A 12,008-nucleotide genomic window follows, 5' to 3' on the forward strand; every position below is an offset into this window, starting at 1 on the left:
TCGGCATTGCAACGCGCTGCTTGCAGCAGACCATTGCGTGCCATGTTGTGGGCAACGGTATCGCTTATCGGCCCTTGCGAGAGAGTGTTGGCAAGGAGTGTCAGAGATGTGAGACCGACCGCCCCGATAAGTGCCGTCATGCCGATCCAGAAATGAAGGAGGAAGCAAATGCCAAGATAAAACAGCATCCATGGCAGATCGAAGAACGCTGTCGGACCGTTTCCACCTAAGAAGCCGCGAACATTGTCGAGATCGCGAAGCGGCTGCAAGCCGTCGCCCGGCATGCGCGTTGAAAGCGGAAGGCGAACGATCGCATCGTGAACGCGTCCGGAAAACTGTCCATCGAAACGCTCGCCAATCCGCAGCAGCACGCGGGCGCGCAAAATGTCNAGCAGGCATTGGAACGCATAAAGCCCCGCAGCAAGCACGACGAGCCCCACCAGCGTGGATACGCTGCCACTTGCCAGAACGCGGTCATAGACCTGAAGCATGAACAGCGGCGAGATGAGCGCAAGCACGTTGACCACGCCGCTGATCAACACAATGCCCCAAATCGCGGAAGTCAGAGGGAAGGGTCTCAAAGCTGAATCCTTTAAGGAATGGTTGTCACGTAAGTCTCCGGAGGCTGGCGACCCAGCTCCCTATATTGCTCCCCGACCGGCAACCGACTGCATCCGCTCACTGGTTCAGGATCAGTGCTCCCGCCGAATATGTTTGGTCCCGGCGTTTAATGGAGCGGGTCAACAACACCGTCCNGGCTGAAGGTTTGGAAGGGATTCATCGTGGTCGGCCGCAAGGGCCCGAACAGGCTTCCGCCTCCACACCTTCAGGCGCGTTCATATTCGTCATCGGACAATTGCAGAAATCGATTGCTTGGATAGGCACACATTTACGAAATGGATTCACTCTCGTTCGCTCCGCCCTTCTGCTGAGCAGTTGCGGGGTCGCAGGCGGCGGGGGATCGCCATCCATGCCTCCTCTCATAGTCGAGGGGGGGGCAGTTTCTCAATTTGGGGACAACTGAGACGTCCGGTGCTCTTAGGCAGAGGAATCATCCGAGATCCCTCCTGCAACATCATTTCCCGCATCCACAGGCTTGCCGGATCACTATTGTGGAGCGCAGGCCATTGAACGGCCTCCGTGAATGCGGGAGGAAGTGGCGGCGGAAGTTTGACAATCCGCAGGGGTGTTGTTTTTGCGAAATGCTGCGCCAGCCGTAAGGGCATGGTCCCGATCCGGCTGGTGCCTGATACAACGGGCGGGATCAGGCTAAAGCCGTGTACGACAACTTCGATGCGTCTCTCGAAACCGTGCTCGAGCAAATACCATTCCTCCATGGAGAGCTGCCGGGTGTCCCCGAATTTGAACACAACCTGCCCCATCGATAAGTATCGCTCCAATGTAAGTGGCTCTGATAGCTGCTTGTTCGTGCCGCAGCCTACGCACACGAGCATATCTTCGAACAGGGCTGCGCGAGGATGTTTCGACATGAATACTTCCGGCATGATCAGAAAATCAACGTCGCCGCGCCGGAGAAGCTCCTCGGGATCGTCGGAAATAGGGAGACATTCAAAGCGGACGGCGGGAGCTTCCCGCGCAGCACGTTCTACGATCTTCTTAAAAAATACGAGCGTGATGTAATCGGAAAGGATAATCCGGAAGCGACGATCCGATTGGGCTGGGTTGAAGGCGTCCCAGGAAATAATCGATAGCTGGATGTGCAGCAATGCCTCCCTGACTGCTGGGGCGAGCCCCTCAGCGCGAGGCGTCAAAATGAGCTCGCGGCCGCTCATCGTAAATAGCTCATCGCTGAAATAGGCGCGTAACCGAGCAACGGCGGCGCTCATTGCCGGCTGGCTCAGGTTAATACTGCGGGCCGCCGCGGTGACTTTACGTTCCCTGACCAGAGCGTCCAACACAACGAGGAGATTCAGATCGAGTCCCTTAAAACGCATGTCTTGATCTAGGCGGCGTGTGAATGGGTTGCGACCAAACATTCAATTCGAATGGTGAGTAGCGTCAACGCATCAGCCTTCGACGAAAAAGAGCAATCGAAAAGAAGAAGGGCAAAACTGTGTATATGCAAAGCGCGCCGATATGCAGGCCCATTTTGTCAATCGGACGGCCAAGCATCGCTGGACGAATGAGGTCGATTGCATGTGCGAGCGGTAATAAGGAGGCAGCATACTGAAAAGCGCCGGGCAATTGGTTGATCGGAAACATCGCGCCGCAAAGGAACAGCATGGGTGTAATAACAAGCGTATTATAAAATATGAAATATTCATAACTGGGCGCAAGCGCCGTGACGACCATCGCTAGACTCGCGAAGGCGAGGCCATTGAGAGCGATGACTGGCAGCAAGCAGAGGATGGATGGCCACGATGCGTAGCCGAGCGTGGTGGCAACAATAGTGATTGCTGTGCCCGCCATGAGGGCCTTCGTGGCTGCCCACGCCAATTCGCCGAGTAAGATATCGCCGAGCGTCAGCTGAGTGCATAGCATTCCTTCCCAGGTGCGCTGGTCGCCCATGCGGCCGAAACTCCCGTAGACCGTTTCAGCGGTCGCCGATGCCATCACGCTTGTGGCAACCATGCCAGCCGCGAGAAACGCAATGTACGAAGTGCCCTCAACAGGACCTATCATTGTTCCGATGCCAAAGCCGAGACCGAACAGATAGATCATCGGATCGGCGAGGTTGCCGAGAACCGATGCAAGCCCGATTTTCTTCCATCCAAGATAGTTGCGGCGCCAAACCGCGACCCAATTCCACGCATTGGCGGGCATGCCCGCCGCATAACGTTCGCCCATTGTTCAGTCCTCCATCTCGCGCCCGGTTAACCGCAAAAACACATCCTCGAGATTGGGGGGACGCTGCAGAAGGCGTAGACCCGTGCGCCCGCGTAGCTGCGCCAGCACCTGCTCCGGATCGGGTGCATAGCAAAAAAGCGTCTCACCGCTCACCTCGATGCGCTGTGCGTACGGCCGGATCAGCGCACCCAGTTCATGCGGATTGCCGCCGTAGACCTCGACCACGTCACAGCCGATCTGCTCGTCAATGAGTTCGGACGGGCGACCTTCGGCGATCTTGCGCCCCTCCTCCATAACGCACAGCCGATCGCACAGCCGCTCGGCCTCTTCCATGAAATGGGTAGTCAAAAGAATGGTCTTGCCCCGCGCCAGCAGCGATCGCAGCCGATCCCAGATCAGGTGGCGGGCCTGCGGATCGAGGCCGGTGGTCGGCTCGTCCATCACCAGCAAGTGCGGGTCATTGATGAGCGCACGCGCGAGCGTCAGGCGCCGCTTCATGCCGCCGGACAGTTCGGCGACGCGCGCATCCGCTTTGTTCTCGAGGCGGGCGAACTCAAGCAGCGATGGTATGACCGCATCGATCTGGCGTCTGCTCATCCGGAAGTAGCGCCCGAACACCAACAGGTTCTCGCGTACAGTGAACGCGGCATCAAGATTGTCGAACTGCGGGACCACGCCGATGCGCATACGTGCCAAACGCGCGCGCGCCGGCACTGGAGCGCCGAGCACAGTAATCTTCCCCGCATCAGGCGATGTCATGCCGAGGACCATACGCGCAATCGTGCTTTTGCCCGCGCCGTTCGGTCCCAAGAGCCCGAAGCATTCCCCCGCCGCAACGCGGAACGACAGCCTGTCGACAACGAGCTTGTCATAAGTTTTGCTTACGTCAGTAAGGTCGATCGCTATCATGGACATGGGTTCATTTTACCGAGCGGGACGACAAAACTGGCGGTTGCTTGGTTCCCTGCCGATCTGAAACTGTAACTCGTCTTCGCCATCCCCGCCGTCGATAACGAACTGATCGACATCACAAGGATCTAGCCGCTGCTCCGCTAAAGCGGCGACAATTGCGTCGAGATTATCCATGGATTGGTAACGCGGATCGTTGTGCCGCTTTTCCTGGTCATCGCAGAAGACGAGCCGTCCATCCTCGACCAGGGCGATCGCCCCATCATGGGTCAGCTTGGTACCACAGATGCGCATAGTGTCTCCACGTTAACGGCGATAGATTCGAGATTCATCAGGAAGCGGAAATCGGGTTCCGGAAACGGACGAGCAAGCAGTCTTCGTTGACCGACTCGCCCCGACACTCAAGCCGCTCTACCTCGATCAACGTTTCGTTCAGCATGGCGATGACCGGCTCAGCACCAGCGGCGTGACCCCAGCGACGGCAATTAGCATCCCTTGCCGATCCGAAGATCAGATGCCCGCCTGGCGCAAGCACCCGCACCAGGTTTTTGATGGCCGCGCGCATCTCGGCTATGTCTCCGAGGTAGTAGAGGACCTCCGCCACAACGATCACGTCAAACAACTCGTCGGTCGAAAACTGTTGAACATCGCAGACTATCCAGTTGATGCGCGACGGCTCCTTTATCCGTTGACGTGCTCGAGCAATCGCTTGCGCCACGACATCGATGACGGTGAGCCCTTGGCAGTAGGGGACTAGTTTTTCCGTGAATGCGCCGGCAGCGCACCCGACTTCGAGGGCATTTGTAATGGAGCCTTGGGCAAGCGCCAGCTGGAGCATTTGCGTGTGGCGCTTCCGCTCGAATGGATTGCCGTCGAGGCGCCACGGATCGTCAGCGGCCAATTCCCGATCAAGCAACTGATGATTCACGTTCTGGGTCAAACTCGTGCACCTCTCGTCCATTAGGTATTGCGGTCAGTCGTCGCCGCAAATGTTGTCCGACAGGACTAATTCCGAAGAATCCCGCGCAAGATTGAGCCTGCGAAGCGGAGCCGAATGGGGCGAGAGTTCTGCCCTGCTGGAACCAGTGATCGGAGCTTGGGTGGGGGCCTGTTTTCCCCCAGTGTTCGATGTAGCGACAGCAGAGCTTCGCGACAGCCAATCGCTATTGCTCAAGGTACACAGCGCGTAGGCCTTCAACGGAAGCAAGAGAAAGACGTTGATGAACGTGTGCAGCGAAAAGCCAAGAAATCGAAATTGTCGAGCACGAAATGCTACCACGCTGCATCGGAGCATGGTCATGGACACAATCATCAGTCCTGTCCACCAAGGCACAGTGCCTGTCAGTGCGAAATGTGCGAGGCCCGTTAATACCGATAGGGCGAGGAGTAGCGCGCCGAGATTCTGTCCGACCACGTCCAACGTGAGATAGCTATTTAGGCTAGGCAGCAAGCGCAGCCCAAGCAGCGTGTCCCGGAATGTGCTTCGTGCCCAACGGAGTTGCTGGCGCAGATACGGTCCGAGTCTGTTCGGAACGACTGTGGCCGCGATGGCGCTCGGAACGTATTCGGTTCGAAAGCCTGCTTTCAGCATCAGGATAGTGAGATGGCGATCCTCACCGAAGTCGCTTGGCTTGCCCCGAAAAAATTGCGACTCGTACTGGTCCAGTAACAAAAGGAGCGCAGACCGGCGGTACATGGCACATGGGCCGCAACAGCACATAACGGCACCGAAGCGAGCCTGTGCCGCGCGCTCCTCGTTGCAAGCCAGCCAGTACTCCATGTCTATCAGCCTGGTCAGCCAGCTCTCGGTTCGGTTACTGGCCGTCAATTGACCCATGACTGCGCCGACCGCTGAATCTCGCATCTTCGGTACAAGCTTGGAAATGACGTCGGGCGCGAGTACCGTGTCTGAATCAACGTTAAGCACCAGATCCCCTGATGAGCGTCGTATCGCGGCGATCTGCGCCTTGCGCTTTCCAACATTCTCGGGAAGCAAAATGATGTCGAACCTGGGGTCGCGCGCGTAGTCTTCGTGGACAGTTCCTAAGGCTTCGCGATTTCCAGAACCGTCATCAACCAAATAGACCCGAAGTCTTCCGGCGTATTCTTGGTCTGCAATGGAAGCCAGGCACTCTGAAAGCGTGCGCGGATCCTCGTTGAAGCAGGGGACGATGACATCCACGCTGGGCAGTTTGTCGGAGCCGACGAGAACCTCCAACCCCGACGAATCCTTTGTCGGCATAGCATAAAGCCCTTGCATGCTCTTATAGGCAGTCGAGAGCAGTGCATAAAGCGAAATGGCCACAGTGCTGGTTGTACTAAGAAGAGTCATGGGATCTCGTTGTTCAGTGATGTTGAGGAAGTGAGCGGATTACAAATCCGCGCTCACGCAGTGCTGGAATCAGCCGGGACAGCGCCGTGACCGTCTGGTCGCGCATGCCGGCGTGAGCGCCCTGGCTCAACTCGCCGGGAGGGCATCCGTCGTGCAAGAGTACAATTGCGCCCGGCCGGACGGAGGCGAGCACTTTATCGATAATCGCCTCGACTCCAGGGCGAGACCAATCTCGAGGGTCGACGGACCAATGAAGGGCCGCCAGCCCGGCGATCTGTGATGCTGTGCAGACTTCTTCGCTCCAGGCGCCGTAGGGCGCGCGAACAAAGCGGACCGAGGCCTGCGGGCACGCTCTCATGATGGCGTCGTTCGCTTCAAAGACCTCACGTTGCACTTCGCCGAAACCGCATTGGTACAGATCCGGATGAGACATCGTGTGGTTGCCTACCTCGTGCCCTTCTGCGATCATCCGTTGGATTAGATATGGGTGCTCTAAGGCGTAGGCGCCGATGACGAAGAAAGTCGCCGGCACTCGCTGCTCTGCCAGCACGTCGAGAATCTCCGGTGTGAAAAGTGGATTGGGACCGTCGTCAAACGTCAGATAAACGCTTCGACGGCCGGTGCCGTCAGAGCACTCACGGCGCACTTCGTACAAGCAATCGGACCGGCTCATAGCTCTGGTCCGTTCCGATCTATCATCGTGCCCGTGGGCCATTCGCTGATCGGCCGTCCAACTGGCAGAACAATTGTGAGTGCGTCATCGATGCGTGTGGGCGGCAGGTCGAGGCGGGCCTCTGGTCGGGTGGAGCGCACGCGAATTCCCGACAAAACGGCCATAGGGCTGTATCGCCGTCCGAACCTCTCAACATGATTCCGCAGCGCGTCCCTGACCGTTCCGAAAGCGAATGGAACGCCAAGCTCCTGCAGTATTGGAAGCATGACATGGATTGAATGGGCGATTCCCAGACCCTCAAGGTCCGGACGTACCCCGTACAGGCCCAGTTCAGCCACCAACAGGTCGACCGCGTCGACCTTGATGAAACGGCGCAGTATGCCCATGTGAGCCGCTACACCGCTTGAATCATAGGCGATTACGCGGAGTTCAGGCCTGGCTCCGGCCCAGCTTCGACTACCTTCGAACGGTTCTGCGTTGGACGCCCCAGTCGGCCCGTACGTATCACGAAAGAACTCGGCGAGCTTAACGTGATCGGAGAGCTGCAACTCGTTTTCCCAGCACAACTTCCACTGCACCTGATGGCGCATTCAGGACCTCTCTTCATATTGGTTTTTGCGGCCGCATTACTCGACCAAAGCGGCGTTGTTGGCTGCACTCAGCCGTTGTCGTTGGCGAAGGTGAGCCAGACACTCTCTCGAAGTTCCGGCCCGTGTCGTCGATTTGAGCTTGACGTCGCTCATTTACGTTCCTCTAATGCATGGCTCGTAAATTCGTAAAATTGATTGTTTGAATGATACGCATCCACACGTTGGATAGAACATGACATGCGTTTTAAAGGGCTGGATCTAAATCTCCTCGTTGTGCTGGACGCTCTGATGAGGGAGCGTAAAGTCACTGCCGCGGCTCGCAGTATCAACCTGAGCCAGCCGGCCATGAGCGCCGCCGTTGCTCGGTTACGCGCCTATTTCAACGATGAGCTATTTACGATGAACGGCCGCGAGCTCATTTTGACACCGCGCGCCGACGGGCTCGCTCCAGCAGTCCGGGATGCATTGCTGCACATCCAGCTATCGATTATTTCCCCCGACGCCTTCAACCCGGCCCAATCGGATCGCCTCTTCCGAATCATGCTTTCCGATTACATCACGCTCGTATTTTTTAGGACGATAGTAGAGCGCGCTGCGCGGGAAGCTCCCGCCGTTCGCTTTGAATGTCTGCCTATTTGCGACGACCCCGAGGAGCTTCTCCGGCGCGGCGACGTTGATTTTCTAATCATGCCGGAAGTGTTCATGTCGAAACATCCTCGCGCAGCCCTGTTCGAAGATAAGCTCGTAGGCGTAGGCTGCGGCACGAACAAGCAGCTGTCGGAGCCACTTACATTCGAGCGATACTTGTGCATGGGACATGTTGTGCTCAAATTCAGGCACACCCGGCAGCCCACCATGGAGGAATGGTATTTGCTCGAGCACGGTTTCGAGAGACGTATCGAAGTTGTCGTACAGGGCTTTAGCCTGATCCCGCCCGTCCTGTCAGGCACCAACCGCATCGGGACCATGCCCTTACGGCTGGCGCAGCATTTCGCAAAAACAACACCCCTGCGGATTGTCCAACTTCCGCCGCCACTTCCTCCTCCTGCATTCACGGAAGCCGTCCAATGGCCTGAGCTTCACAATAGTGATCCGGCAAGCATGTGGATGCGGGAAATGATGTTGCAGGAGGCATCTCGCCTGGCGCCTTTGCCTGAAATCATTGAGCGTCTCGGGCACGCCGATCCGACCTTTCGTTTCTTGGTACCGACTGCCACCTCGAAATCGCGTGCGAAGTCCCGGAAGATGTTGAGCCCCACCTAATCACCGCCTGTAAGACAGGCTGATCAGCATGTTCGACAAGCGCCGGCGCGGCGCGTGTTACCTACGTTCTGGGGCTGATCTCAGGCGAGTTGCTCGTCGAGGATGTGTGGCAGAGTGATGCCAGCTGCCTTGATTGCCCGCTTTGGCCGTAGGTGGTGACGACGCGAGCATTCTTTTCGATGGCGGCTTCTGGAGGCGGACGCGATCGCGTAGGAGCGGTTGCCCTTCGGGCGTCGGGCCTTTGGCCCGGCAGAGCGGCGCAGTTCCTTGCTAAGTGCGAGGGGCCGGAACGAGCAGAACACACGCCCGGGCTGCTACTGAATTGACTGCCGCCTCGATTTGCGTGCGAAGTCCCAGAAGATGGTTAGCCCGGTTAAATTCCTACCTTGCCGGCTGTGCCGCGGCTTTTCACGTGCAGCCAGGCGAGGAGATGGCGGTCGACGAGGTCGACCCCAAATGGACTGTGCTGGCCTCGCTCGGCTCTTGCCGTGCGGGATCATTGACCACACCCCCTGCACGAGAACGTGGGGCATGTTGGCAAGTGAAGCCGGTGGAGGTTGACGCTGCGGATCTAGGCAATCTACCTCGCGCTTCCGCCTTCATATATTTTCCGGCAGATGGATGTCGAACGGCAGAAATGTCTGTCCGGGTGTTTCAGCGGTGCCGGTCTCGATAGCCCGTGTCATCAGCGTTATCAGCTCCTGGCAAAGCCGGCGCATTGGCGTGGCGACCGCCATCGTGACGATGTTATCTGCAAGCGCTGCCCGAGACTCAGGTGTGATTTCATTCACGATCGCGACGAGATCCCGACTTTTGCCCTCTTCTCGGAGCGCGGAGATGGCGCCCTCCATGCCGCCGCCGGCGACATAGAAGCCGACGAGCTCGGGCTCCCGCTGCATGAGATCAAGCGTTGCCTCGTAGGTGATCTGCCGTTTCTCGAGGTTCATGACCGGATCCAGCACCTCGAACGTGGGCGCGTTCTCACGGCAATAGGAGCGAAAGCCGACGTCACGGAGCTCGTGCCCCTGGAAACGATGGCTGCCGACAAACACCGCCACTTTGCCGGGCCGTTTTGCGACCTTGGACACCATCCAAGCGGCCGTGCGCCCCACCTTGCGGTTGTTGAGGCCGATATACCCCTGTCGCACGCCGGCGGCGAAGTCGGAAAGCAGCGAGAAAACCGGAATGCCCTTGGCCTTGAGGTCCTCAACCGCTGCTGTGATTTTCGGGTGGTCCGGTGCCACCATCGCGATTGCATGGCAGCGTGCGCCCAACTCCTTGAGCGGCGCGATCAGGTCGCTCGGCATATGTGACGGGGCGAATTCGACGAGCGGAATGCCGTGGAAGGACTGGGCCAAATTGACCGATGCTTCGACCTCGCGCGCAAAATCTTGGTAGAAATGCTGGGCCGGTTTTCTCAAGATGAAGCCCAGACGGTAGTGCGGTAGGTCTCGCCGCAACCGCTGCTTGATTAGCCCGGCAGCATGATAGCCGATCGCCTGGGCGGCGTCGTGGACCCGCCGCGCGGTCTCCTCGCGCACCGGATGGCGGGCGTTCAGAACCCGATCGATCGTTGCTACGCTGACTCGGGCTTCGCGGGCGAGATCGGCAATTGTGGGGCGCTTGGTCATAGGTCCTATTCTGATTGGTTTTTGACGCGGGCCGGCTCTCTGTCCGCCTAACGCGTTTCGGTTTCGGGTGGCAAAGTGAAGACGTCCCCATACGAATGGGCACAGCGTGTTGGACGAACATCATTGCAGACGTAAACCGGCCGGGTATACTGAAAGGCTCATTCGCTTAAAGGGCGGTGACGATTTGCACTCACACATTTAGCGCTTCTGATACATGGTCCGTGAGGAGCCGTTTAGAGGCTGCGGGTCGGTCGTTCAGTTATGTGACCAGCTAAGCGACTTCACAGGTCGTGGGCCGCCCACCTTACTTGCAGGAGGGTAGCCGGTTTGATGCCTCGGTAAGCTGATGACCGCTGAAGGCAGCTTTCATCTGTGCTCGGTCCAACTCTCCTTCCCAGCGTGCGACGACGAGGGATGCCACTGCGTTGCCGACGCAATTCGTCAGCGCCCGGCATTCGGACATGAATCGGTCGATGCCGAGTATCAGTGCCATCCCAGCAACGGGAACACTCGGAACTACCGCGAGCGTAGCCGCCAGGGTGATGAAGCCCGCACCTGTCACACCTGCAGCGCCCTTGGAGGAAAGCATTGCTACGAGCAGCAGCAGCACCTGATCGCCGATGGACAGATCCGTGTTCGTCGCCTGTGCGATGAAGAGAGCCGCTAGCGTCATGTAGATATTCGTGCCGTCCAGATTGAACGAATATCCGGCCGGGATGACGAGACCCACAACCGAACGCCTGGCGCCCGCCTTCTCCATTTTCTCCATCAGCGACGGGAGCGCCGCCTCCGAGGAGGACGTTGCGAGGACAAGCAGCAGCTCTTCCTTGATGTAACGAATGAGAGAACAAATCGAAAAGCCGTTGTAACGGCAGACTGCGCCGAGAACCCCGAACACGAAGAGGAAGGCGGTGAAATAGAACGTCGCGACCAGCATCGCGAGGTTGACTACCGAACCGATGCCATATCTGCCGATGGTGAAGGCCATCGCGCCAAAAGCGCCGATCGGCGCGGCCTTCATCAGAATTCCGACGAGCTTGAAGACAGGCACAATGAGCGCCTGGAGGAAGGAAACGACAGGCTTGCCCGTCTCTCCGGCCATCGCAAGCGCCATGCCGAACAGAACCGAGAAGAACAGCACCTGCAGGATGTCGCCTTCCGCGAAGGCACCGACGATCGTTGGCGGGATAATGTTCATCAGGAAGCCGGTGACCGACTGCGCTTTGGCTTTTGCGGCATAGGTATTCACGGCCTGGACATCGAGCGAGGCCGGATCGATGTTCAGGCCGTCGCCAGGCTGGACGACATTGGCGACGATGAGGCCGACGATCAGCGCGAGCGTTGAGAAGGTGAGGAAATAAACCATTGCCTTGCCGGCGACCCGGCCGACCTTATGAAGATCGTTCATGCCGGCAATGCCGGTCGCAATTGTCAGGAAGATGACAGGCGCGATGATCATCTTGACCAGCTTGATGAAGGCATCACCCAGCGGCTTCAGGCTCTCGCCGGTCTCCGGATAAAAATAGCCAATTGCGACGCCGAGCGCGATGGCGGCAAGCACCTGGGCGTAGAGCTTGGTGTACAAGGGTTTGCGGGGCGCGGGACTCGCGCCGCGGACTTGTGCAGCTGACACTGTTTCTCTCTCCCTGACCGGATCGAGGTGGCGTGACTTCTCCCGGGCTTCTCCCTATCGCGGCGCTCCGGTCGAACGCTGCACCAACGCCGCCGCAATACCCATGCCAGATGAATCCGATCACCTGAACTGATGTGGGCTCGCCAATGATGGAGGAATGCGGTGTCAG

Annotated in this window: 10 protein-coding genes and 2 pseudogenes; 1 reads left to right on the forward strand and 11 read right to left on the reverse strand. The window is 58.2% G+C overall.

The genetic code is table 11. The features are described from left to right. From X757_RS0134590 to X757_RS143165, 9 genes and pseudogenes are all read right to left on the reverse strand, one after another. Window positions 1–491, reverse strand: a pseudogene (locus tag X757_RS0134590) (type I secretion system permease/ATPase); the annotation flags it as partial. A 489-nt stretch (window positions 492–980) separates the two neighbouring features. Beyond that, window positions 981–1,955 (reverse strand): LysR family transcriptional regulator, encoded by a 975-nt coding sequence (locus X757_RS143200; RefSeq protein ID WP_023685036.1) that lies wholly within the window; start codon window positions 1,953–1,955, stop codon window positions 981–983. 64 nt (window positions 1,956–2,019) lie between these two features. Next, on the reverse strand, window positions 2,020–2,808 hold the full coding sequence (locus X757_RS143195) for an ABC transporter permease (protein ID WP_023698293.1): 789 nt from the start codon (window positions 2,806–2,808) through the stop codon (window positions 2,020–2,022). A 3-nt stretch (window positions 2,809–2,811) separates the two neighbouring features. Then, window positions 2,812–3,723: a nodulation factor ABC transporter ATP-binding protein NodI gene (gene nodI, locus X757_RS143190; protein WP_023685034.1), complete on the reverse strand. Its 912-nt coding sequence runs from the start codon at window positions 3,721–3,723 to the stop codon at window positions 2,812–2,814. Between the two features lie 54 nt (window positions 3,724–3,777). After that, window positions 3,778–4,011, reverse strand: a pseudogene (locus X757_RS143185) (carbamoyltransferase N-terminal domain-containing protein); the annotation flags it as partial. 37 nt (window positions 4,012–4,048) lie between these two features. Beyond that, window positions 4,049–4,657, reverse strand: coding sequence for a nodulation methyltransferase NodS (gene nodS, locus X757_RS143180; RefSeq protein WP_023727107.1), 609 nt, complete (start codon window positions 4,655–4,657; stop codon window positions 4,049–4,051). A 33-nt stretch (window positions 4,658–4,690) separates the two neighbouring features. Continuing rightward, a complete protein-coding gene (nodC, locus tag X757_RS143175; protein ID WP_023727108.1) occupies window positions 4,691–6,049 on the reverse strand; it encodes a chitooligosaccharide synthase NodC in 1,359 nt (452 codons plus the stop codon). Window positions 6,050–6,062: 13 nt separating this feature from the next. Beyond that, window positions 6,063–6,722, reverse strand: a complete 660-nt coding sequence (gene nodB, locus X757_RS143170; RefSeq protein WP_023672235.1) for a chitooligosaccharide deacetylase NodB — start codon at window positions 6,720–6,722, stop codon at window positions 6,063–6,065. Next, entirely contained in the window at window positions 6,719–7,312 is a 594-nt protein-coding gene (locus X757_RS143165; protein ID WP_023694280.1) for a NodA family N-acyltransferase, read from the reverse strand. Before X757_RS143165 ends, nodB begins: the two co-directional genes overlap by 4 nt. 237 nt (window positions 7,313–7,549) lie before the next feature. Between X757_RS143165 and X757_RS143160 the strand changes: the two genes are divergently transcribed. After that, the gene (locus X757_RS143160; RefSeq protein WP_023685028.1) at window positions 7,550–8,575 is read left to right on the forward strand and encodes a LysR family transcriptional regulator; all 1,026 of its coding nucleotides are present in this window, start codon (window positions 7,550–7,552) and stop codon (window positions 8,573–8,575) included. Between the two features lie 599 nt (window positions 8,576–9,174). On the opposite strand, the gene X757_RS143155 is transcribed toward X757_RS143160, so the two are convergent. Further along, entirely contained in the window at window positions 9,175–10,206 is a 1,032-nt protein-coding gene (locus X757_RS143155) for a LacI family DNA-binding transcriptional regulator (RefSeq protein ID WP_023672231.1), read from the reverse strand. Between the two features lie 304 nt (window positions 10,207–10,510). Continuing rightward, on the reverse strand, window positions 10,511–11,839 hold the full coding sequence (locus X757_RS143150) for a dicarboxylate/amino acid:cation symporter (RefSeq protein WP_023727109.1): 1,329 nt from the start codon (window positions 11,837–11,839) through the stop codon (window positions 10,511–10,513). Between the last annotated feature and the right edge of the window lie 169 nt (window positions 11,840–12,008).

The organism is Mesorhizobium sp. LSHC412B00 (genome assembly GCF_000503035.1).
GTDB lineage: Bacteria > Pseudomonadota > Alphaproteobacteria > Rhizobiales > Rhizobiaceae > Mesorhizobium.